Origin of the sequence: Clostridium sp. 1001271st1 H5 (assembly GCF_005845215.1) — a bacterium.
GTDB lineage: Bacteria > Bacillota > Clostridia > Lachnospirales > Lachnospiraceae > Enterocloster.
In genome coordinates this window covers 1-23,616 of the sequence record NZ_SPHO01000022.1, presented here as the reverse complement: position 1 = coordinate 23,616, position 23,616 = coordinate 1, and the positions used below count along the sequence as shown (strand labels likewise).

At 43.1% G+C, this 23,616-nt stretch carries 28 protein-coding genes and 1 tRNA gene; 25 read left to right on the top strand and 4 right to left on the bottom strand.

What is annotated here, in order from left to right:
* Positions 1-122: 122 nt before the first annotated feature.
* From FGS84_RS24835 to FGS84_RS24825, 3 genes are all read left to right on the top strand, one after another.
* Entirely contained in the window at positions 123-371 is a 249-nt protein-coding gene (locus tag FGS84_RS24835; protein ID WP_138310975.1) for a hypothetical protein, read from the top strand.
* Positions 372-386: 15 nt separating this feature from the next.
* Entirely contained in the window at positions 387-719 is a 333-nt protein-coding gene (locus FGS84_RS24830) for a hypothetical protein (RefSeq protein ID WP_138310974.1), read from the top strand.
* A gap of 72 nt (positions 720-791) precedes the next feature.
* Complete coding sequence (locus FGS84_RS24825) at positions 792-1,820, top strand: sigma-70 family RNA polymerase sigma factor (RefSeq protein ID WP_138310973.1); 1,029 nt, start codon at positions 792-794, stop codon at positions 1,818-1,820.
* Positions 1,821-2,491: 671 nt separating this feature from the next.
* Here FGS84_RS24825 and FGS84_RS24820 read toward each other — a convergent pair.
* Positions 2,492-3,049, bottom strand: coding sequence for a Uma2 family endonuclease (locus FGS84_RS24820; RefSeq protein WP_138310972.1), 558 nt, complete (start codon positions 3,047-3,049; stop codon positions 2,492-2,494).
* 3 nt (positions 3,050-3,052) lie between these two features.
* A complete protein-coding gene (locus FGS84_RS24815; protein WP_138310971.1) occupies positions 3,053-3,256 on the bottom strand; it encodes a hypothetical protein in 204 nt (67 codons plus the stop codon).
* Between the two features lie 375 nt (positions 3,257-3,631).
* Here FGS84_RS24815 and FGS84_RS24810 point away from each other — a divergent pair, with 375 nt between their 5' ends.
* The 8 genes from FGS84_RS24810 (at position 3,632) to FGS84_RS24780 (ending at position 7,492) form a co-directional block, all read left to right on the top strand.
* Positions 3,632-3,916, top strand: coding sequence for a hypothetical protein (locus FGS84_RS24810; RefSeq protein ID WP_138310970.1), 285 nt, complete (start codon positions 3,632-3,634; stop codon positions 3,914-3,916).
* 85 nt (positions 3,917-4,001) lie between these two features.
* Entirely contained in the window at positions 4,002-4,301 is a 300-nt protein-coding gene (locus FGS84_RS24805) for a hypothetical protein (protein WP_138310969.1), read from the top strand.
* A gap of 99 nt (positions 4,302-4,400) precedes the next feature.
* On the top strand, positions 4,401-4,631 hold the full coding sequence (locus FGS84_RS24800) for a hypothetical protein (RefSeq protein WP_138310968.1): 231 nt from the start codon (positions 4,401-4,403) through the stop codon (positions 4,629-4,631).
* A gap of 300 nt (positions 4,632-4,931) precedes the next feature.
* Positions 4,932-5,171, top strand: a complete 240-nt coding sequence (locus FGS84_RS24795) for a hypothetical protein (RefSeq protein ID WP_138310967.1) — start codon at positions 4,932-4,934, stop codon at positions 5,169-5,171.
* Between the two features lie 20 nt (positions 5,172-5,191).
* Complete coding sequence (locus FGS84_RS24790; protein ID WP_138310966.1) at positions 5,192-5,443, top strand: hypothetical protein; 252 nt, start codon at positions 5,192-5,194, stop codon at positions 5,441-5,443.
* A gap of 171 nt (positions 5,444-5,614) precedes the next feature.
* Positions 5,615-6,598, top strand: a complete 984-nt coding sequence (locus FGS84_RS24785; protein WP_243130069.1) for a site-specific integrase — start codon at positions 5,615-5,617, stop codon at positions 6,596-6,598.
* 352 nt (positions 6,599-6,950) lie between these two features.
* Entirely contained in the window at positions 6,951-7,112 is a 162-nt protein-coding gene (locus tag FGS84_RS31050; protein WP_171042713.1) for a hypothetical protein, read from the top strand.
* Between the two features lie 89 nt (positions 7,113-7,201).
* Positions 7,202-7,492, top strand: a complete 291-nt coding sequence (locus FGS84_RS24780; RefSeq protein WP_138310964.1) for a phage holin family protein — start codon at positions 7,202-7,204, stop codon at positions 7,490-7,492.
* 251 nt (positions 7,493-7,743) lie between these two features.
* Here FGS84_RS24780 and FGS84_RS31045 read toward each other — a convergent pair whose 3' ends face one another.
* The gene (locus FGS84_RS31045; protein WP_171042712.1) at positions 7,744-7,893 is read right to left on the bottom strand and encodes a hypothetical protein; all 150 of its coding nucleotides are present in this window, start codon (positions 7,891-7,893) and stop codon (positions 7,744-7,746) included.
* An 869-nt stretch (positions 7,894-8,762) separates the two neighbouring features.
* Between FGS84_RS31045 and FGS84_RS24775 the strand changes: the two genes are divergently transcribed.
* The 14 genes from FGS84_RS24775 (at position 8,763) to FGS84_RS31860 (ending at position 23,352) form a co-directional block, all read left to right on the top strand.
* Positions 8,763-9,413 carry a GntR family transcriptional regulator gene (locus tag FGS84_RS24775; RefSeq protein ID WP_138310963.1) on the top strand — a complete coding sequence of 217 codons (651 nt, stop codon included), beginning with the start codon at positions 8,763-8,765 and terminating at the stop codon, positions 9,411-9,413.
* Positions 9,414-9,620: 207 nt separating this feature from the next.
* On the top strand, positions 9,621-10,592 hold the full coding sequence (locus FGS84_RS24770; RefSeq protein ID WP_138310962.1) for an amidohydrolase family protein: 972 nt from the start codon (positions 9,621-9,623) through the stop codon (positions 10,590-10,592).
* A gap of 68 nt (positions 10,593-10,660) precedes the next feature.
* Complete coding sequence (locus tag FGS84_RS24765; protein ID WP_138310961.1) at positions 10,661-11,806, top strand: amidohydrolase; 1,146 nt, start codon at positions 10,661-10,663, stop codon at positions 11,804-11,806.
* A gap of 15 nt (positions 11,807-11,821) precedes the next feature.
* Entirely contained in the window at positions 11,822-13,543 is a 1,722-nt protein-coding gene (locus FGS84_RS24760) for a M28 family metallopeptidase (RefSeq protein ID WP_138310960.1), read from the top strand.
* Between the two features lie 92 nt (positions 13,544-13,635).
* Positions 13,636-14,802, top strand: a complete 1,167-nt coding sequence (locus tag FGS84_RS24755) for an alpha/beta hydrolase (RefSeq protein ID WP_138310959.1) — start codon at positions 13,636-13,638, stop codon at positions 14,800-14,802.
* 33 nt (positions 14,803-14,835) lie between these two features.
* Positions 14,836-15,939, top strand: coding sequence for a TRAP transporter substrate-binding protein (locus FGS84_RS24750; protein WP_138310958.1), 1,104 nt, complete (start codon positions 14,836-14,838; stop codon positions 15,937-15,939).
* 127 nt (positions 15,940-16,066) lie between these two features.
* Entirely contained in the window at positions 16,067-16,618 is a 552-nt protein-coding gene (locus FGS84_RS24745; RefSeq protein WP_138310957.1) for a TRAP transporter small permease, read from the top strand.
* A gap of 18 nt (positions 16,619-16,636) precedes the next feature.
* Positions 16,637-17,911 (top strand): TRAP transporter large permease, encoded by a 1,275-nt coding sequence (locus tag FGS84_RS24740; RefSeq protein WP_138310956.1) that lies wholly within the window; start codon positions 16,637-16,639, stop codon positions 17,909-17,911.
* Positions 17,912-17,932: 21 nt separating this feature from the next.
* Positions 17,933-18,577, top strand: coding sequence for an isochorismatase family cysteine hydrolase (locus FGS84_RS24735; RefSeq protein WP_138310955.1), 645 nt, complete (start codon positions 17,933-17,935; stop codon positions 18,575-18,577).
* A 127-nt stretch (positions 18,578-18,704) separates the two neighbouring features.
* The gene (locus FGS84_RS24730; protein ID WP_138310954.1) at positions 18,705-19,583 is read left to right on the top strand and encodes an FAD binding domain-containing protein; all 879 of its coding nucleotides are present in this window, start codon (positions 18,705-18,707) and stop codon (positions 19,581-19,583) included.
* Positions 19,564-20,061 (top strand): (2Fe-2S)-binding protein, encoded by a 498-nt coding sequence (locus FGS84_RS24725; protein ID WP_138310953.1) that lies wholly within the window; start codon positions 19,564-19,566, stop codon positions 20,059-20,061. The genes FGS84_RS24730 and FGS84_RS24725 overlap by 20 nt, the downstream gene beginning before the upstream one ends.
* Entirely contained in the window at positions 20,058-22,418 is a 2,361-nt protein-coding gene (locus tag FGS84_RS24720) for a xanthine dehydrogenase family protein molybdopterin-binding subunit (protein WP_138310952.1), read from the top strand. Before FGS84_RS24725 ends, FGS84_RS24720 begins: the two co-directional genes overlap by 4 nt.
* A 256-nt stretch (positions 22,419-22,674) precedes the next feature.
* Positions 22,675-23,049 carry a hypothetical protein gene (locus FGS84_RS24715; RefSeq protein ID WP_138310951.1) on the top strand — a complete coding sequence of 125 codons (375 nt, stop codon included), beginning with the start codon at positions 22,675-22,677 and terminating at the stop codon, positions 23,047-23,049.
* A 204-nt stretch (positions 23,050-23,253) separates the two neighbouring features.
* Positions 23,254-23,352: a hypothetical protein gene (locus FGS84_RS31860; RefSeq protein ID WP_138311010.1), complete on the top strand. Its 99-nt coding sequence runs from the start codon at positions 23,254-23,256 to the stop codon at positions 23,350-23,352.
* Between the two features lie 58 nt (positions 23,353-23,410).
* Here FGS84_RS31860 and FGS84_RS24705 read toward each other — a convergent pair.
* Positions 23,411-23,483 (bottom strand) — tRNA-Val (locus tag FGS84_RS24705).
* Positions 23,484-23,616 lie beyond the last annotated feature (133 nt).

Sequence of the window (23,616 nt, the reverse complement as noted above, 5' to 3'; positions counted from 1 at the left end):
CCGGATAAAAAGGTGGCTCAAAGGCCCATAAATACAGGAAATTTTCACTGTAATGTATCCTCCGCTTTTTCCGCCTTAAATCTCCGCCTGTAATGAGATTACCAAAGAAAGGAGAATGAGCAATGAAGATTGAGATTATTAACGGAGTATACACAAGGGATGATGAAGCAGCGGAATTATTAACCAGTTCAGAAGAAGAGTTTGTGGCAGCGCTGGCCCCCAAATTATTAGTTCGGCAGGAACGTAAAAAAGCCAGCGAATTAAAAGCGCAGGAAAAAGAGCGTCAGAAAGCGGAGCGCCAACAGGAGCAGGAACGCCAGAAGCGTATAGCCATGAATCGGTTAATCAATGGCGATAATTTCTGTTTGTAAGGGGAGGCGGCGCACATGGTATTAACAAAATTGTTTCAATCAATAGGGATACCGATTACGGCCAGAAATTTCATGGTAGATTACTGTGATAGCCACGGGAACCACTTTCACAAGCCAATGCAGACCATCACGCCGCCGGAATGTCTGGAGGATGACATAGAGATAGTCACCGGGATACGGGCGGAGCTAAGGCAGCAAGGCTTTACTGTCTGCGGTATATCGGAAGTCCTGGGGGATTTTGAAATGGACGAACTGGAGAACATCTTCAATGGTAGCGGTTACGGCAAGCATCCCATGAGGATATTATACATAGATGTGGATATGGCAATGAAAGAGGCCCATCCATAGTCAGATGGACAGGCCAGGCAGAGGCACACTTCTGTTCGCTTGATAATTTGATTATATAAAGGGGTGTGCCAAATGTCAAACGAACAAAGGGCGAACAGAGGGAAAACATTAAATGAAGCAAGAACGAAGCAAGAGGAATTGACCAATGAACAGCTTGTGATAAGGATTAAGGCCGGGAAGGATGTGGCCGGGAACATGGAGCAGCTGTACACCCAGGTGCGGCGCTTCATCCATGCCGTGGCCTGGAAGTACCGGGACAGCGGGGAGTTGGAGGACCTGGAGCAGGAAGGCTATCTGGCCCTGTATCCTGCCATTGATGGGTACGACCCGGCCCAGGGCGTGAAGTTCCTCACCTATGCGGAATACCACATCCGGCAGCGGATACGCCGATATCTTCAGATGAACGGCAGTTGTTTAAGACTTCCTGTCCACTGCCTGGAGAAGGTGCAGCAGTATAAGCGGTTCCGTAGTTCTTACCAGCAGGAATATGGCCGGGAACCATCAGACAGGGAGGCAGCGGCCTTTATGTGCCTCACCCTGGGACAGATAGAGGATATAAGGGAAAACGCTTGCATAGCCCGCCTGGGAAGCCTGGACAGCCCTGTAAAGGGTATTGACGGCGGGGAGGATACCACCATAGGGGAAATGGTGGCCTCTGCCGAGGATGTGGAAGGGGATGCCCTGGAGCGGATGCAGCAGGAACATCTTAAAGCAGAGTTGTGGGATTGTGTGGTCAGTCTCCCAGGGCAGCAGCCCGAGGTTATCAGGAAGCGCTACCAGGAGAATAAGACCATGGAGGCCATAGGCCGGGAATACGGTACATCAGGGGAGGCGGTGCGCCAGATACAGGCCAAGGCCCTGCGGGAATTGCGCAAGCCCAGGTATGCCAAACGGCTGCGGCCATTCGTACCGGAGTACGACAGGATTTACGGCATGGCCCTGGTGGGGAACGGAGTGGGGAAGTTCAACCGCACCTGGACCAGCAGCATGGAGCGGGTGGCCCTGGATGTGATGGACTGGGAGGAGCGGCGCCGGATGCATCTGGAGTTATTGGCGAGGGTGAGGCAGGAAGTTGTGAAATCGCAACAGGCAGAGGCTTAAAAGGAAATGAACAACAGGAATAGAGGTTTGAATCCGTGAACGGCGAGGGAACAGCGGGAAATAGTAAGGATACTGGGATTTGTGAGGCCCTAAAATGGGATAACGGGACATGGTTACGCGCGCATGTATCCCGAGATTTCGGAGTCCCTAAAAAGGTTTTGGAGTTCCCTTCCACTGCCATACCGGGCTATGGTATTACTAAAAACCTTACAAAACCCAACCTTTATATCAATAAGGGCGATTTTGCAAAACAAACATAAATACTGAGATATACAAGATTACAAAACCACGAATACGATTCTTCCAAAACAAACAAAACCAACGAATGTTAAGAAGTGTCAAGGTTAACAAACGCTAACATTTGCTAACAATGCTAAGATTTGCTAAGGTTTCAAAACGAAACGAATGCATACAAAACAACACGATTGCTAGGGAAAACTAGGGTTTTGATTCGGTAGTACTCCATTACCTTATAGTGTACTCCATTGGTAACACCGTGTAAAAGGTGTGTGCCGGATGCACGGCTTTCCATGCGAACGTTCGGAACGATAATAGCGAGCGTTCGGAACGCTGATGTTGGAATATGATGGAATGTCCGTATATTGGCCGTAGGCAGAGGGATTAAGAAAAAGCAGCAGCCCCGTTATGGTTCTGCTGCAATGTGGATAGTATTAAATGCTTAATTGGCTAAAGTCAATGGAAAAATCCTCATATATGTTGACTTTAACAGAATCGGTAAAACGATAAATGGTGGGTGGTGTTTCGTTAGCCAGGTCATACACTATAACAACCTCCCTGGCCGGGTCTATTATCCAATATTCCCGTACCCCCGCCCCTTGATAAAGAGCCAGCTTTTTGTAATAGTCCATTTGTCGGCTGGAAGGGGAAACAATCTCAATCGTCCAATCCGGTGCGCCGTGGCAGCCTTTATTATCCAATTTGTCTTTATCGCAAATTACGGATATATCCGGCTCCAGGTAATTAGTATTGTTCTTCTCGTCCTCTGCCTGAAGGAACACGGCAAACGGTGCATGGAATACTTCACAGGAGCCGTTTTTGCTGTTGATATAATTGAAAATGGTTCCGTGTAGAAAGGTAGATATTCTTTGGTGGGTAGTGTTCGGCGGTGCCATATAATAAATCTGCCCGTCTATCAGTTCTGCCCGTTCTCCATCCGGCAGGCTGTAAATATCGTCAATGGTATAGATTCTTTCTTTTGGTAATGGCATGGGTTATTCTCCTTCCTGTGGGATGTTGTCAGATTCAAGACGCTGGTCAATCGCTTTCTTTATATAACCGTTAACAGATTCACCAGCAGCAGAGGCAGCAGAGGCAATTTCCTCATACTTCTCTTTTTGAACATCAAGGGGGATTCGTTTAAGATTTTCTTTACGGTATTTAATATTCGCTTTCTTTTGCGCTTCTGTTAATGACACATATTCACCACCTTTTATAATTATAGGTAATAGGGGCTTGAAAAATACAGTTACCTACTCCACCTTATAATGATAGTATATCATAAAGTCAATAATGTGTACACATACAAAAACACCAAATATATACGTACACATTCGGCTATTATTACCATTGATATATACGTACACATATATTATAATATAGTTACAAGGTTAAGGAAAACAAAAGCAGCCGGGGCAGACAATCCCCCACAAACCTATCAATCGTATCTGTGAGCCGCAAGCAATAGACACGCAAGACTGATAGGGGCCGCGGATTTAATTCCGGTGAGGATGCGCCACGGATGGCGAACAATAGCCCGGTAAGAATCCACCAGAAGGAAAGGAGAACACACTATGTCAGAAAGAACATTACTTAAAAAGGTTAATGACCTTAAGGCCCTGGAGGCCCAAAAGAAAGCCATTGAGAAGAAAATGGAGGCCCTGCAGGAGGACATCAAAAAGGAGCTACAGGCCAGGGGCCAGGAGGAAACAGAGGTAGGTGACTGGATGGTCAGATTTAAGGTGGTTATCAGCAATAAGTTTAATGCAAAGGCATTTGCCGCCGACCATCCAAAGCTTTACCAGAAGTACATGGGCCAGTCACAGGCCATGAGATTTACCGTAAACGCACAGGGCTGAGAAAGCAAAGTATCTGGCAGAGGGGAGTAACGGCAATTACATAGAGCCTCTGCCGGGGCCACACACCAGGAAAGGAGATTGCAGGATGGCAGACTATAGCCTATCAAGAACAGAGCAGGAGGTTATTATTGGATTCAATGCGGCAGAGGATACCGCAGAGCTTTACACGGCGGACCCGGTTTGGATGCGTAAACTTGATAAGCTGGTGGCGCAGAACCCGGAACAATTCAAGGAGGGAAGGCGGGAGATATACCAGGACAGGGTAGTTGCCAAGAGGTATATGTTCCCAAAGAGATTCATCACTGTAAGGTCAAAGGATAAAGTTATGAACCTTACAGAGGAACAGAAAGCGGACATAGGAAAGCGGCTGAACGGACGTTGCTAACATTTGATTTATGCCGAAAACTAACGTGTACAGATGTAAGATAACGCTGTGAACCGCTTTCAAGGTAGAAATATCCACCTAAGGCAGGAGCGAACAAAAATGCAACACAGAATCAGGGTATTTAAAAACCCCATGCATCGGCAAATGCACAGGGCTGAAAAAACAATACCCGACCACACACCAATGCAGCAGGGATATTCTGATTATATCACAGAATCATCCCTTTGCAATCAAAAAGTAAAGGAGAATGATGCCATGCAGCAGTTTGTAATTCTCCTGGGAAAGGGAGAATTTAAGCAGATATGCAATATAGCAATGCAGATTTTATAGATGAAATCATAAATGAATTAGAAAGTTACAGCATGGACAGATTACCGCGGGTAAAGAAGCAGTGGATTCACGAGATAAATGTAAGTGATTTTCCGTTTAGAGTAAAGATACTTATGGTCTATATGGCTGGAACTGTTTGTGACTTTGTTATACAGGAGAAAAAGGAACGTAGTGTGTGACCGTAAAGGCATACCATCCCCGGAGGGCTAGAAGGTAAAGGGCGCTTCTCCTGGACACTGACGCCCCACATTAAAACACACAGAATCTTAGAAATGAGAATTTGAACCGGAGGAAAAAATTATGATGTTTAATACAATAGGGAAGATATATGACCAGATAAATGAGGGGATTCTGCCGCCCAGTGTGGAGCTGGAGGCATTTAATGCAGAACTAAATGAAATCCTCAGTCCATTAAAGAGACGTACCGATTTTGAAGAATTGGCCAGTATTTATTATGATATGGCAGCGTGTGCACAACGGTATGGCTTTACATGTGGATTTAAACAGGGTATTGGAATGATGGTCGAGTGCATGACGTGATTCAGAGAGGAAGGTTAGTCATGGTAAGGTTTTTAAAGGAGATATGCCGATTCGTCTATGGGGAACTGACTGAACCGGCGGCGGCCCTGGAGCCATTACGCAAGGAATTGAAACAAGTAATGGAACCTTTGAAAGGGCGGGAGGACTTCGAGGAGCTGGAGGAAATCTGTCTGGAGGTGAGCTGTTGCGGCCAAGAGTTCGGATTTATCAGCGGGTTTAAGTATGGAGTTGCTTTCATGATGGAGTGCCTGGAGTGGCCGGGGCAGGAATAGCGCTCTGGCCTTGGATGGAAAGGATGTGATTGCATGGCAGTGGATAAGAATGGGAAGCCTCTGCCGCCGGGAATCCGGCAGCGAGCCAATGGGAAGTATGAGGGCCGGGTAAAGGTGGATTACCAAAGTCATTCTGTCTATGGAGATACCATTACAGAAGTAAAAAAGAGAATGACGGAACTGTGGTATAAGCTGGAGCATGGGGAGTTTGTGGCAAGTTCAAAGATTACGATTGAGGAGTGGTTTAAAACCTGGATGGAGCAGTATAAGGTAAATCAGGTTAAGACAGGAACGGTTGTAGTCTATAATAATTGTTACAACCGCTATATAAAAGATGCATTAGGAACAAAGAAGCTGACAGAGATTAGAGGGGAGCACATTCAAAAGCTATATAATGATATGATTAAAAAGGATTTTTCTCATACTACTATCCGGCTTGTGTCAGCAACCCTTAGCGGTTGTTTTAAACAGGCAATGAAGAATGGGCTGATAGAGCGCAACCCTGTTCCGCTTGCAACTCTTTCTAAAGCCAAGCCTAAAGGGGGTCATAGGGTACTAACGAAAGAAGAACAGGATACTTTCATGAAATATGCCGAGGACAGTTATTTATATAACTTATTTGCGCTGGCAATCAGGACGGGTTTAAGGGGTGGGGAGTTGCGGGGATTAAAACTTTCGGACATGGACAAGGCGGCCGGATTGCTGCACATACAAAGAACACTCAAGTATGTTACAGGCCGGGGATTCTTTGAAGATACACCTAAAACGGCTACATCCAAGAGAGATATACCCCTTACCAAAGATATGATTACCATTCTGGACAGGCAGAAACAGCTTTATGGTGAAAAGGTGCTAAAAATGGACGGATACATATTTCATCTACCAGATGGCTCGCCTATTAGTGAGAAACGGGTACAGAACGGGATTGACCATGTTGTGAAACGTATTAATGCAGATGGTATAATGTTTGAACGGTTCACACCCCATTGCCTAAGACATACATTCGCCACAAGGGCTATAGAAAACGGGATGAAGCCGCAGACGTTAAAGACTATCCTGGGACATGCCAATCTATCAATGACCATGGATTTATATTCCCACGTACTCCCTACAACCAAGGCGGAGGAAATGGAGCTGATAGCAAAGGCGTTTTAAGAGCCGGGAAACTGCCACTTTTTATACCCACTCTGTACCCACATAACGGTAAATCCACATAACCAAAGACAACAAGAAGTGCCACGAAAATACTGATTCCCAGTACCCCATGGCGCATGATAAACCGCTATAAATAAGGCTTTTCTTAATTAATACTTATCCTCCCCTTTTTAAATCAGCTCCGGCGCAATGGCGTGCCGGGGCTGATTTTTTGCGGGGTGAGTGCTATTTGTTCTCATGCAGCTACTGCGAGAGCGGAATGTCATGTACGCAATCCCGTGTTGGACCCAATTCCATATATGAATACATGTTTCAGACTGCCATGGTACATACTATCCCAGAGGTGATGATTATGAAGCAGGGAGAACAGAAATCCACAAAAGAACTGGAAGAGCAGGCAAAGAATGTCGAGACATTCAATCCACGTTGGCACGACGGAGCGTTTTTGGGGCCTAATACACTGAGACAAAAGGCAGATAGTGATGTTTATGGGAAAATGGAAGGGGAGCCGTAGGGCTTCTCTTTTTTTGCGGTGAAAGTCCTGTCAAATTCTGTTCTGATTAATATACTAATGGTAAGACAAGTAAAAGGAGGGGAACATATATGCAGATAACAGATTATATCAAACCGGAATTGATTGTGGTGGCCCTTGTGCTGTATTTTGCCGGCATGTGGATTAAACAGAGTGAGACGGTAAAGGACAGATTTATCCCTTTAATCAACGGAGGGCTGGGGATTGCCATTTGCGGGATTTATGTCCTTGCCACAAGCACATGCCAGTCAGGGCAGGAAATTTTTATGGCAATATTTACTGCAATCACCCAGGGAATCCTGCTGGCAGGGCTCAGTACGTATGTCAATCAAATCATAAAGCAGATGGGCAGGGATGAGTAGAATGCAGTGTATTGAAGAAATCGCTTATAATTATCATAAACAGGACAAGATATGCGGCATACGGCCATAAAGGCCTGTAAAAAGGGAGGAGCCGGTCAGGATTTCTCCTGCCGGCTGTATTATGAAAAAAAGTCTGATTAGCAATATCAACTTACAATATATAGTATATGGGCCAAATATGAGCAGGCTATAGCGAAAATATGAACGGTTTGTAAGAAATTTGTGAATATAAAAATAGAAAATCAAAAAACCTAATTGGTTTCTGTCATAATCTCTTTCATTTGCTGGGTTACGGGATGGTAGCCGTCATTGCTGAAAAGGCCATTGAATATGCTGTCGCCTAATGCGAATAAGATGATGATAACCCCCAGGATGATGAGCGCTTTTATGAAAAATTTCATTTTGATACCTCCGGTGGTGTTTGATAAGCCAATCTACTGATACTATATCCTAATCATACTACATTATAAATCATGGGGCAATGGTTTGCGGTGGTAAATGAACTGGGGCCAAGTGAAGTGTGAATGCATGGATTATGAAGAGGGAACCGGACGGAATCCACATTTAATCCACGTGTTATCCACATGGATATCCACAATATCCACTGTAGATACAAGATGTTTTATGTGTGGAAGGGGATTATCTATATATGGTAGTTATGGGGTTGTGGATAAGATAGGACGACAGAACATGGGGGTGGAACTGGCAACAGACGGCCCCATTTCAGCGATATTTTGCGTATGGAGCGATTGGTTTTTCTGATATTCATCAACCCAGTGCGCTAACGATGTAACATCTGGTTATCCCAACCTACGAACTGTCAGTGCAGCATTGTTACCAAGCTCGAAATAGAGTTCTATGGTTCTAAGCCGTTCAGTTAAAGAATAAATCAGTAACTTTTTTAAAACAACATGGGTTTATGCCATTATTGTGTCCAGTTTTGGCGGTTATTGCTTGCTTGGTTCTGATAGAAGAGGGCGAGGGGGAAAATATAATGAAAGAGTACTTGTCATAAAGAAGAAAATGGACTAAATTATAGATATGAGTGCAGGCTGTTTTATTAGACAATGATTGAACATTGCGAAGATTGTTTTAATGATGTATGAAACATCCCTGCGCAGATATATAAAGGTAGAATTGATTTTAAGAATATGTTATGATGAAAAAATGTGAATCAAAAGAGTCTGTTATGTATTGCAGAATTGCGACGATAACGGATGAATCGGATTAATGTTCATAACTGAAAATAATGATGGAGAGGTTGAAAAATATGGGAAGGAAGGATAAAAGCCTCGAGGATAAGGCATACAATTACCTGCATGACTTGATAATTCAGCATAAACTGCAGGCAGGCAAGCGTATAATCGAAAGTGATATAGCAGATTGTCTCGGAATGAGCCGAACGCCGGTACGCGCTGCTTTGCGGCGTCTGGAGGATGAAAAGCTGGTTTATAGTTTGCAAAATCTGGGTACATTTGTGGAGCAGTTAACGGTTAAGGATGTTCTGGAAATGAATGAACTTAGGATTATACTCGAAGTTAAGGCGCTGGAATCATGTATCATGAAGGCCAGTGATGAAGAAATTGATGAATGTATTAAAGTGACGGAGTCTATTTCAATAGCGGATTCTGCTCAGGATATCAAGTCTAAAGATGAATATTTTAATAAGTTTATAATTCGTTACTGTGCAAATTCTCGAATACTTGATATTTTGAATTCTCTGAATGCTGAGCTATCCCACCCGCGTCATTTGGTTGCATTTACTGAAAAAAGGCTGAATCTTATGAAGCAGGATCATCTTAAAATACTAAAATATATCAAAGACAGAAATTATACGCGGGCAGCCAAGGCATTGGAAAAGCATCATAATAACAGATATTATGGTTTTATGGAAGAATATATGAAGATGATAATAAAATAAACGTTGATTTCCATATAAGAGGTACTGTGCAGATTAAAGCGCAGTACCTCTTTATTTTGGTATATTAGTGACAGAAAATAAGAATTGTTAAATATAGCCAAAAAAAAATATTAAAAACATAATAAGTACAATATAAATACAATTGATATTGACTTTGTACTTTTTGAGTAGTATACTTTTTATAAAAGACGGGAGGAGATACCGCAAATGATTGTTGATGTACATGCTCATTATATCCCTGCTTGCTTAGCCGAAATTGATAGGTTTAGTGATTTTTTCAAAGTGGAAGAAGACAAAAATGAAAAAAAAATATTTATTAAAAAAAGAGAACTAGGACCATTGAACAGAGGATTGATTAATCTTGATGAACAGCTTATTGATATGGATAAAGCTGGTATAGATATGAGATTTATCTCACTTCCTCCGTTCGTATTGAACTATGAAGACAAGCGATGCACGGATTGGGCACATGAATCAAATAAAGCGTTGTCAAAAGATGTGGCCTTATATAAGGACAGGTTTAGATATCTGGCCACGCTTCCCATGAAGGATATGGATGGCGCCATACGTGAACTGGATAGTGCAATTAATGATTCCTTGTGTTCTGGCGTTGAAATAGCAACTAACATTGCCGGCATGGAGTTGGATGATGAGTATCTGGCACCTTTCTGGCAGATGGCAGACCAAAATGAGGTTTTTGTATTGCTGCATCCCCACTACACAATTAAATCAACCAGGTTAGAGAGATATCACTTGAGGAATTTGATGGGAAATCCTTTGGATACCACTATTGCTGCATTTGCTCTTATGACAGGGGATATAACAAATAAATATCCTGGCGTAAAAATATGCTTCTCTCATTCAGGGGGATATACGCCATATGCGATTGCCAGATTTGAGCATGCAAGAAAGGTTAGGAAGGAGTTCAGAGAGATACACAGAAGCTATGGTGAATGCTGCAAGAGCTTTTACTATGACACTATTTTACATGATGCTGAGACGCTGCAGTTTGTGGAATCGAAAGTAACCTCCTCCCATCTTCTCATGGGAACTGACTATCCTTTTGATATGGGAGATGATGAACCTGTAAATACTGTTTCTTCCATGAGTATAACTAAGGAGGAAATTGCGGACATTTTGGGGGGGAATATTAAACGGCTGATAAAAAAGAATATATAAATTTTTACCAGAAACATGATAAAACGTAACATAAAAAGTATGAGCGGAAACATTTGGAGGTGATTAACATGATAGGTGACGTTTATGAATATGTGAAGACACATCATTCCGGGATATTGGACACGTTTAATACACTTCATTCTATGCCTGAACCAGCATTCAGAGAGCTACATACAGCAGATTATTTAAAGACACAGTTAGCGAAAGCCGGATTTACTGTAAAAGGAGATTTTGCAAAAACAGCTGTGTTAGGTATATGGGATACCGGAAAAAGCGGAGCAGCTATTGGAATAAGGGCAGATATGGATGCGCTTGAACATGAGATTGATGGAAAAGCGGTTTATATTCATTCCTGCGGTCATGATGCTAACTGCACAGCTGTTCTTTGGGCGGCAAAGGCCCTTATGGAAACACAACAGCTAAAGACAGGAAGCCTGAAGGTTTTGTTTCAGCCAGCTGAGGAAACTTTGCAGGGAGCAGAAGCAGTCATTGAATCAGGAGTATTAGATGGTACGGAGTATCTTGTAAGTACACACCTAAGACCTCAGGAGGAGCTGCCGATGGGTAAGGTTTCACCAGCAGTTCTGCACGGGGCATCTGGACATATCAGGGTAAAAGTTTACGGTCATGAAGCCCACGGAGCAAGGCCGCAGCAAGGTGTGAACGCAATTCTGGCTGCTGCAAATATTATAGGGGCAGTTAATGCACTGCAGTTTAATCCCACTATACCGCATTCGATAAAACCAACAAAGATTAGCAGTGGAGCCAATCCGTTTAATGTAATCCCTAATTTTGTTGAAATAATGTTTGATATCAGGGCGCAGACAAACGAGCTGATGGAGATGCAAAAAGAAAATATAATGAGAGCTGCTGTAAAGAGTGCAGAGTCTGCAGGCGCAGAAGCAGAAGCAGAATGGCTTGGCGGTGTGCCGGCGGCAAGCAGATGTGATGAATTGATTACAATCGCGGAAGATGCTATTAAAAAATCATTGGGGGAAGATGCATTAGGCCCTACAATTGTAACACCCGGAGGTGAGGATTTCCATAATTATCCTGTTGCAATTCCAGGGCTAAGGACTACAGTATTAGGAATAGGAGCCGGGTTGACTCCGGGGCTGCATATGTCTGACATGACATTTGACACAAGTGCCATTTTTAATGCTGTTACTGCTATCAGTTCTACAGTTGTTCATATATCAAAGCAAACATTTTAAATCAGGGGGTTAGTCATGAAAGAATATTTAAAGCAGCTGGAAATCATAGAAGACAGCCTTGTGGATAGCGTAGATGGTGAAAAGTTGATGGGGTATACTTCTGACATTGCGAAATGGGTTCGTATTTCCGGAACACAGGAGGAAGTAGACAGTCTATTGTATTGTGAAAAGGTGATGCAGGAAATTGGTTACAATACTAAACTTACATATCATGATGCATTTATCAGCGTTCCTGTTGAGTCACATGTTGAAATGCTGTCACCTAAACAGATGAGTTTTAAATCACTGACGCATTGCTTTACAAAGTCAACGGCGGAAAACGGTATGGAAGGTTTTGCAGTTGAGGCGGATTGTCCTAATATACGTGGATTGATTGTGATGATAGATGGCCTGCCTAATGCTGACCAGGTAAGGGATATGCAGCAAATGGGGGCTGCTGCAGTGATTTATGTACAGGACAATCATTTGCATAATTCACCGGTATCATCTCTTTGGGGGGGCCCCACAGAGAAAACAGAGAAGCTGTTACCGCAAATACCAGTAGTGTCTGTCGTACGCCAGGATGGCGCAGCCATACGGGAGCAAATGAAAAAGGGGACTGTAAAGATATGGATACAGACTGTGGTAGATACAGGCTGGAGAAAAGTTCCTCTTCTTGAGGCAGAAATGAAAGCAGAAGATACGGATGATTTTCTGCTATTCGGAAGTCATATAGATTCTTGGGATTATGGTGCGATGGATAATGGGGCAGCTAATGCTACAATGATTGAATGTGCAAGATTACTTGCCTCAGAACAGAGGTCATGGAAACGGGGCCTCAGACTTGCATTTTGGGCTGGACATTCACAGGGAAAGTTTTTCAGTTCCGCATGGTATGCAGATAATCATTTCGAGGAATTAGAAAAGCACTGTGTGGGCTATGTGTATGTAGACTCGACCGGAGGTAAGGATGCAGTAATTATTGATGAGGCGCCTGTAATGCCACAGACGAAAAAACTTGCAGCATCTGTAATCGAAAAACAGACCGGAGTAACATTTATTGGAAAACGGATAGGACATTTCGCTGACCAATCATTTTACGGTGTGGGGCTTACCTCCATATTTGGGACATTTTCTGAGCAGGATATTGAAAAGACACGGGATATACTTTCATTCCGTACCGGCACACCTAAGCATGCCGGCGGACTTGGCTGGTGGTGGCATACCCGGCACGATACCATGGATATCATTGATAAGGACATTCTTGTAAGGGATACAAAAGTTTATGTTGGAGTAGTGTGGCGGCTCCTTTGTTTTCCTATACTGCCCTATGATTTTAGGGAAGCGGTAAAGGAAATGAAAGAAACGGTTAGGTCCCTTAGCAGTTCCTTGGGGGATAGATTCGATTTAATGCTTCTTGAAGAGCGGATTAACCAGTTGGCAAGCAGGTTGGATAATCTGTATAATCGAATAGAAAATAATGAAGTTTCTATTGAAGATGCAGAAAATATTAATACTATGCTGCTAAAACTTTCGCATAAAATCGTGCGCATAACCTTCCATGGTGAAAACCATTTTGATTTTGACCTTTCAGGAGCAATGTATCCAATTCCATCCCTTAGCGATGGTGTCCGTCTTGCGGATTGCGATAAGGCCTCATACAGGTATTTTGTTCTTCGTACCCAACTGATGAGAGGATACAATCGTGTGATGAGCTACGTGAGTGAAGCGGTAGATTTGCTGAAGGATTATATATAGTATAATAAAATACTCATATGGGGGCAGATGCTTTATACGGTTTTGGGCGGGGTGGCTCATACCGGAGTAAAAATATAAAGGAGGGGTAAAGAATGTCGAAGTACAGACAAAACGAAAGTTGGATAAGTAACAAGTTTGTAGGTCAGCTTGGCATAGAAGCTTTCATGCCTAATGCAAACATGGGGTTAGAAGAAAAGGGCTTCAAGCATGTTGACATACAAAGGGCAAACAGGCGCATGACCTGTTTGCGGGCTATGCCTAAAGCATGGTGCGCTGTGGCTGAGCAGCAAGAAAAGTTAGCTGACGAAGCTGCTGCAAGGGGAAGTGTGGTTACTGCCGGTGCATTTTATCATCGTGCAGCTCTTTATTATGGCAAGGCACAGCTTTATCACCACAAAGATGATGCAATGAAATTGAATCTTCATGCCTCATGCGTACGGTGCTATGAAAAGGCCATAGCTGGTTATGACTACACAATTGAACGTGTTGTGCTGCCTTTTAACGGTAAGAATATTTACGGTATTTTCCATGCGCCGAAAGAAGCTGTGAATCTGCCAACGGTTTTGTTTACTCCAGGAATGGATATGATTAAGGAGGATTATCCAAATCTGAACGATAATTTTTTTGTACGCAGAAACATGTGTGTGCTGGTAATGGACGGTCCTGGTTTTGGTGAAACCCGCGTTCACGGTCTGCCTGTGACGCTTACAAATTTTCCTGAAGCCGCTTCCCTGTTTTTAGATTGGCTTTGTAAACGTCCTGAGGTTAATCCGAATCAAATCGGAGTTTTTGGCGGCAGCATGGGGTCATACTATGGCCCTACAGTTGCGGCGCATGATTCCAGAATTAAGGCCATTGTTGGACTGCTGGGATGCTATCTGGAGAAAGACCTGCAGTTTAATTCCTGTCAGCCAGGTCTTCGCAATAACTTTAAGTATATGTGTGATATATATGATGACGAACAGTTTGATGAGTTTGTAGGAAAAATGACCCTTGAGCGGGTGGTGGATAAATTGAAAGTGCCTTTCCTTATGTCTACAGGCGAGTTTGATGAGATGTGCCCGCCCGAGCTTACGGAACGGTTCTTTAATATGCTGGATTGTCCAAAGGAAATGTGGATTATGGAGGGCGAGTTTCATTCCTGTGCAGGTATGTATCATGAGCTGTTTGCATGGGCGATAGACTGGTTACGTGAGGCGCTGACGAAAGGAAAGCCAGAGAATCTGGCAGTCAAGAAGGTTATTCATGAGCGGTGGTAAGGCAATTGATTTGATAAAAGAGGAGGTAATAGTATGAAGAAGGTCTTATGTATATTGTTGGTAGCAGCGATGATGTCTTCCGTATGCGCTTGTGCGGCTCCTGCTGTGAAGGAGACATCTGCAGAAGTAAAATCCCCCCAGGAGCCAGATGCTACAGAAGGACAGACGACCGAAGCTGTCACAGATTATGAATACCCTGAGATGACAATTATTTTGGCTCATTCAGGTGCAGCCACTGATGCGAGACAGGACGGTGCTCTTGCGATTGAAAAGTATATTGAAGAAACTTCCGGAGGAAAGATTCAAGTAGATGTATATCCGGCTGGTCAGCTGGGGGATTCAAATACTCTTATTGAGTCCGTACAGAATGGTGGAATCCAAATGTGTGTACAGCCTCCTGCAAACGTATGTGCATTTAATCCCCTGCTTTCTATTCTGGATGTTCCATATTTTTTCCCTCCGGACATAGAAAAGGCGCGCGCAGTATTTAAGACAGAAGCAGCAGACACTTTACTGGATACTATGCAGGATTATGATATGGTAGGCTTGGGGTATTGGGTGGATTTATTCAAAGCGTTTACTAGTAATGTACCGTTGCGCACTCCTGATGACTTTAATGGATTAAAATTCCGCGTAATGGCTTCTCCTGTTCTTATGAAGTTTATTGAATCTTTGGGGGGAACAGCGCTTACAATTGATTACCAGGAAACCTTTACAGCATTGCAGACCGGGGCCATTGATGGTCAGGAAGCGGGAATAGGAGCTGGAATTTACAATATGAAGTTTTATGAAGTACAGAAATATATGGAGATTACAAACCATATTCTTGCTTCTCAGCTGGTATTTGCTAACAAAGCCTGGTTTGACGGCCTGGATAATGAGTGTAAGCAATTGGTCATGGACGCTGTAAATGTTGCTGGAAATGATGCTTATCAGGCAGTTAGAAGTGACATAGAGCAGACTGCATTGGATGCCATTGGGGCGCAATGTGAAATTATCAACCTTACCGAGGAAGAATTACAGGCGATGTCTGACGCATGCCGTCAGCCTTGTCTTGATCTTTACATTGAGAGTAACGGCGAAGCAGGTCAAAAGATTCTTGATGCATTCAATGCTGATATTGCAAAGCTTAACTGATAATTTATTGGTAGGCTGTCGCTCAAACAATTTTTCAATTGCAAAAGCGGCAGCCCAATACCTTATATAAGCTTCTGTAAGCGAGGTATCGGCTTGCTAAGATGATGGACAGAAGGGATATGATTTTATGAACAAAACAATTGAAAAGTATAGGGCGTTTGACGTGGTTTTCAAAAAGTTTGAACTTACGTTTTGCGCGTTATCCATATTGTTCGTTACTTCCTTAGTTACTCTGGGAATAATATTAAAGAATTTTTTTGGCTACTCCTTTCCTTGGACAGAAGAACTCTGCCAATATATTATGGTATGGGTAGCATGTATTGGCGGTGTTATCAGTGTTGAAAAACATGAGCACGTTAGTGTTGATATTATATATAATATAATTCCTAAAAAGATACATCCATATTACCAGATGGTGCTTGCTGTGATTTCAACGGTATTTCTGGCTATATTTGCTTATTTTTCCTATCTGGAAGTTATTTCAATTAAGGCGACCGCCCGTACCAGTGTAACGATGCCGTGGTTTCAGATGTGGTGGATGTATCTTGGAACTTTGATTGGATGCGGTCTAATGGCTGTTGAGTATTTTAAGACGATATTTGTTCTCTTCAGGAAAGGGAAGATAAAAGAGAAAGATGACATAGAAATGGAAGACCTGGACAAGCTTGAAACCATGTAATGGGGGAAGGGGGAACTAATGACTGCGGGAATGTTTATTATAGCTCTTTTGGGATGTCTATTCCTTGGTATACCAATTTTTATCGCTATGATGATACCCAGTACATATTATTTATTAAATGTGCTTAATATGCAGCCGATAATGGCGGTATCGTCATTTACAGCAGGTCTTAATAAGTTTTCTACACTATGTCTGCCATTCTTTATTTTGGCGGCAAGTGTAATGGGGAAAGGCCAGATAGGCAGCCGGTTATTGAAGTTCTGTCGGAGTATTGTAGGCCATATGTACGGCGGTATTGGTATGACGGCAATTGTGTGCTGTATAATAATAGGTGCGATATCAGGCGCATCTACAGCGGGCATATTGATTATTGGGGCCCTGATTTATCAGGAAATGATTGACAATGGTTATCCCCGGGGATTCAGCGCCGGACTTATTTGTACTGTTAGTTCGGTAGGGATGCTGATTCCGCCTGGTATAGCGTTTGTAGTATATGCAATGAATACCAATACATCTGTACTTAAGCTGTTCATGGGAGGTTTAAGTTCCGGCATAATTATGGCGACTGTGTTTGCAGTATACGTATATATCTATGCACGCAGGCATGGGGTGCCCAGGCTTCCCAGGATTAATTTTAAGGAATTCTGTGTTGCAGTAAAGGACTCTATTTGGGCACTTGGGCTTCCGATTATTATTATTGGTACAATGTATACCGGTATTTGTACGCCAACAGAGGCCGCGGCAATATCTGCTGTGTATGCAATTTTTGTGGAAATGGTTATATACAGGGATGTGGATTTTAAGATGCTGATTGATATCTGCGGTGATTGTGCAAAAACGGTATGTACAATTTATATATTGCTTGCGGCAGGTCAGCTTCTGGGGTATGTAATGACACTTGCACGAATACCTCAGCTTATGGAGGCGATGCTGGGCAGTACATCCAGATTGATGATATTGCTGGTCATAAATATAATGTTCCTTATTGCAGGTATGTTTATGGGAGCAGGATCCTCAATTGTGATAATTATGCCTATGGTGTATCAGTTGGCGTTAAAGGCTGGAATAGACCCTATTTTTATGGGGAATGTTGTTGTTACTAATTTAGCGATAGGAATGAGTACGCCTCCCTTTGGATTAAATCTGTTTGTAAGCACTAAGGTGATGAAATTGTCTTTCGTAGAGATTGTAAGGTCTTCAATGCCTTTTATAATGTTGACAATAGTAGTACTTGTAATTATCACACTGTTTCCTGGTTTATCCATGTTCCTTCCGAATCTGTTGGTTGAGTAATAGAAATAAAGGAGTTAGCATATGGAAAGTTCAAAGGCTGCACTTATTGTTGTTGATGTGACCCGGGCACATTTTGATTATGATTTTAACTATCTTCCGGTGCCGGAGGATGATTGCGAACGGGTACTTGAGGGTCTTATAAAAGTCATACCAGAGTTCCGAATACGTAATCTTCCTGTGATATTTGTGAGAACAGGTCATAAGATAAACCCTCTGACAGGAGAGACTATGTCTATGGCAAGTCCTTTCTGGCGATATCAGATGGAAAAGAAAATAAGCATTGGAGGCCATATAAGAAGGCCTGTAAATACTGAGAATTCACCTGCCATGGAGATTATGCCGCAGCTTGGTGCAACGAATAATGATATTATAGTTCATAAACAGAGGTACAGTGCATTTATGGGTACCCCACTTGAAATGTATTTAAAAGTGATGGGGATTGATACATTATTTTTTGCTGGTGCAAATACTAATAATTGCGTGCTTTGTACCGCATTTGAGGCATATAATCGGGATTACAGCGTCATTGTCATTGAGGACTGCTGTGCAAGCATGAATGGAAAGGATTACCATGAACTGGCCATAAAACAAATCAAGGCGTCTTTAGGATGGGCAGTGGACAGCGGCTCTGTGGCAGATATACTTGACGGAAGGATTGAATTGTAGCATGACAGCAAAAACATTCTGCTTTGGTGGGGTGTTTTTGCTTGTTTTAATGTGTACGGCGGGCGGGCAGGATGATAAAAGTCTGCAGCCCGTCTGATATCGGGAATCAAAAGAAAGGAATGGCTTCATGGAAACAAAATATTTTCATCCGGACAACCTGGAAGAAGCTGTAACACTTTTGGAGGAGAATGAAGGTGCAGTGCTGGTGAATGGTGGTTCTGATATCATACCGAGTATTTCGGCTGGAAAAATACAGCCCACGGGAATCATTGATTTACGCAATATAAAAAGTATGAACACGATTGCGGATGATGGTCAGTATGTGCATATTGGCGGTAATGTGACTTATCGCCAAATTCAGATTTCAGCCGTGTGCAACAAAATTGGGGGACTGCTTAAATCAGTGAGCTGTATCGGAAGTCCGGCCATACGTTCAGTTGCAACAGCCGCTGGCAACATTGCAACGGCTGCCCCTTCAGCAGACTGCGCGTCCATGCTGTTGGCTCTCAACACAGAATTGGTACTGGTAAGTTCACGGGGGGAACGTATCGTCAAGCAAAAGGATATTTATATTGATGCATATAAAACTGATATAAAGAGAAATGAAATAATAAAGGAGATGCGTTTTCCAAGTTTGGGCTGTAATACAGGCAGTGGATACGCCAGATTTTCACGCAGAAAGTCCCAGGATATTGCTAAGATTATAGCTGGTGCTGTCATTACAATAGATAAGAAAGGCCAATGTGAGGGTGCTTCTATATCATTAGGAGCGCTAAATGCAACAGCAGTTCTGGCGCCCAGCGTCGAAGACAGAATTGTGGGATTAAACCGAGATGATGCAGTTAGTCTTATTATGAAGTTTTTTCCGCGGGAAGCAGGACTGAGAGAAAGTTATTTTAAAAAGTACAAAGAAGAAACCACCTGTTATGCGATTGCTGAGGCTGTACATATGGCTTTTACAGAAACTCAAGGGAGGATATTGCATTATGCCCATAGTACATTTTAATTTAAATGGCAAGACTGTATGCATTGAGGTAGACGGGACGGAACGATTGATTGATACTATACGTAACCGATTTTTATTGACGGGAACAAAGAAGGCATGTAATACGGATGACTGCGGTGCATGCACGGTACTGATTGATAATATGGCAGTCCGTTCTTGTGCATATCTGACCTGCATGGCAGAAGGGAAGAATGTGGTAACAATTGAAGGGCTGGGTACGCCCTGGCATCTCCACCCGCTTCAGAAAGCTTTTATAGATGCAGGAGCGGTGCAGTGCGGTTACTGTACACCGGGTATGATAATGACAGCTTATGCGCTGTTGGAGGAGAAAGAGAATCCCGGTGATGAGGAGATAAGAATGGCAATATCAGGAAATCTATGCCGTTGCACAGGTTACCAAAAGATTGTCAACGCTGTTAAATTGGCAGCAGAGAGAAGGCTGCAGACTGCAAACCACAGTTGGGAGGAAGTTAAGTGATTTTAAATGAGTCATATATTGGACAGAGATATAACAGACCTGACAGTATAAGCAAGGTGACTGGGTATGCAAAGTATACTGCGGATTTGATTGCGGGGAGAACAGATGTGCTTGTGGCAAAAGTTTGCCGGATTGATTGTGCATGTGCAAGCATAAAAACGATAGATGTAGATGAAGCGAAGAAAGTACCTGGAGTTATTGCGGTTTTGACGGCTGATGATTTATTTGACAGTCCTAAATATGGATATATTCTTAAGGATAAGCCAATTTTGGCAAAAGGTGAGATAGTATGTGATTGTGATTCATTGGCTTTTGTAGCGGCAGAAACGGAAGAGGCCGCGAACAAAGCTGTCAGTCTGATAAGCATTGAGTATGATGTTCTGCCGTGGGAGACAAACCCCTGCAGGAATATTTGTCCAGAAGCAAAATTGGTGAGAAAGGAGTATGCCGCCGCAAAGTGTGGAAATGTATCAAATGATGTGCGGGTCGAAAGAGGCGACATGGAGAATTCCTTTTTAAAAACCGCATGTGAAATAAAAGCAGATTTTCGTACACCTATTGTAGAACACGCATCATTGGAACGGGATATCGCAATTGCGGAACCGGATTATATGAATGGTGGATTAACCTTATATTGCCCGGTGCAAAATGTGCATGGTATGCGGGAAGGTATATGCGAAGCGCTTAATTTGCCTGTCAGCAAGATAAGGGTAATCAGCCCTCTGATTGGCGGCGGTTTTGGCGGGAAAGAGTGTTCGTCCGTGGATTGCGGCGTGGTTGCCGGAGTTCTGGCGCTTTTTACAGGACGCCCGGTCGTGTATGAAATGACACGGGAAGAGGTATTTCGTTATACCAGTAAACGGCATCGTAGTTACATAAGATATTATCTTGGTGTGGATGAGGAGGGATGTATTACTGAGATGCAGTCTGAAGCAATTTTCGATAAGGGTGCTTATAAATCAGTGGATGTAATTCCTCATAGGTCTGCGCTGCTGTCAGGGGGGCCTTATTCAATACCAGTTGTGAATGTCAGGAACCGGTCGGTATATACAAATCATGTTTACGGCGGCGCGTTCAGAGGATTAGGCGCGCCTCAACAGCAGTATGCCTTAGAGTGCATTATCGACGATATGGCGCGAACAATAGGGATGGATCCGATTGAATTCAGGCTAAAAAATTTGATTAAAGAAGGTTCTACTACTATATTTTCTCAGAAAATGAATAAAAATGATGTGTCGGGTATACGGCAATGTATTGAGAAAGTGAGGAATGCATTAGATTGGGACAAGCCTTTGGATAACTCGAATCCATATATCAAACGAGGAAGGGGCATAGCATGCTATATGTATGGCACTGGAAGTTCATTTCCAAAGGATGCCGGTCATGTATATCTGGAGTTAAATCTGGATGGTTCCTTAAGTGTAAATGTGGCTCAGAATGAGATGGGGCAGGGACTGATTGCTGCAATGAGTCAGATAGCTGCAGAAGCAATGGGAGTTTCCATAGAAGATGTAAATATAGGGATATCTGATTCCATGTGTGCGCCTGAGGCTGGTCCCACATCTGCATCGAGAGCAACTGTATTTCAGGGAAATGCAATTATCAGTGGTTGTCATTCATTGAAGAAGAGAATGCTGGATGTTGCATCAGGCATTTTAAAGGAATATGCCGATGAATTAGCTATAAAAGACGGTGTGATATTTTCTAAGAAGGATTCAGAAAAAAGAATACTATTAAAATCAGTTGTTTCAGCAGCAAGGGTTTCCCAGGTGCCGTTGGCAGAGGTGGGAAACTGGTATCCACCCATGACTGAAAAGGATATCAATAATCGGAATCAGACTACGCGGTGGGTAACATTTGCATATGGGGCTCATGGCGTCATGGTAGAAGTGGATACTAGAAATGGTATGATTACTGTGTGTAAATCCGTACAGGCAACAGATGTTGGCAAAGCAATTAACCCGGATACCGTCGAAGGACAGATGGATGGCGGAGCTGCACAGGCTTTTGGGTGGGCACTTATGGAGGAGTGTTTTTTAAGGAAAGGAATGGTTAAAGAAGCTTCACTTCATGAATATCTGATTCCCACTTCCATGGATATACCTCATTTAGAATCCATAATTGTGGAATCTGAAAGTGATTTAGGGCCATTTGGCGCCAAAGGGATAGGGGAGCCAACGATTCTAGGCGGAGCTCCGGCAATAAGGAATGCAGTATTGGATGCAACAGGCCTTGCGATGTATGAAATTCCAATGACGCCGGTCAGGGTTATGGAGGCAATTGTACAGGCAGAGTCGGCGACGGATACAGAGAAGAAACCATTTTTCAGGGTACCACTGCAGCCTCTGATATGGTGAAAAGGGATGCTGGAAACGCTATTTGCTGCCGATATCAAATGAGGCTGCTGTCACGCCTGCGTCTGTGTCAAATCTGATAATATGGGCAGCAGAAGGCAGCAATGCTGCAAAAGTAAAGTGAGATGGTAATGATATTTGGCTGTGAGCCATGGAAAGAATACCCGCCATAAGATTATTAATGATTCGCCATGCAAGTGGATTTTTAACAGGCAATATGCTATACTGAGTACCTAATAACGGATGGGAGGGACAGAGGATGAATTTAAAAGAATGTGAACAGCAGCTGAAAGATGTCACAGAGCAGATAAACATGCTTGTGCGTAAACGTGAAGAGGTCCTGCTGAAATGGCAGCAGGCTTTTGATGCAGAAAGCAGCCAGGAGGTTACCTGCATATGTGAAAAAACAGATTCGGGATATGCGATTGTACTGATAAATGGGGAGTCTAAACAGATTGTATCAGAGGTATGGGATATGGATTTCCAGGGCGATTCTGAATCCTATTATAAGCAGGTAGAGCACGGAATCTGGAAACATAAGGCCCTGAATAAGCGTCAGGATGATTTGCCGGATTGGCAGAGAAACCTTATTTTTGCAAAGGCAGCAGAACTCAGAAAAAACATGGTTGGATAGGATGAATGAAAACCTTAGGGCTTATGATTTTGCACAGCATTGGCAAATTGGTTTGAAATTCCAACCCATTAAGACGGGTTTCCAACATGGGATTTCATTAGTTATGATTGACCTCCATATAACTGTCGGGGATATCGAGCCGCATAATGCTTAGGACGATTGGGTACAGAAGGGGAGATTAGGAGGATTAAAGGGAATAGAACCATGCTTTCTGAATGTATTTTCTGTAATGAATATGGGGAGAGAAAAACAAAACTTCATTTTCTCAACAGACCCAGGTGTATTCAAAAGTCCAAACAGTAAACAATCAAAAAAGTGCTGGAGTCCCTTTGAAATAAAGGATTCCGGCACTTTCGGCACATGGAGACAACAGGACTCGAACCTGCGACCCTCTACACGTCAAGCAGATGCTCTCCCAGCTGAGCTATGTCTCCAACGAAACTAATTATATCATATAGTCGGGCAGGATGGCAAGCAGTTCTTGCAATGAATCATAACCCTGAATCGGAATCGTTACTGTTCAGAGGCTAACTTGTAAAGAAAGAACCCATGGTGTAGACTGGAAGC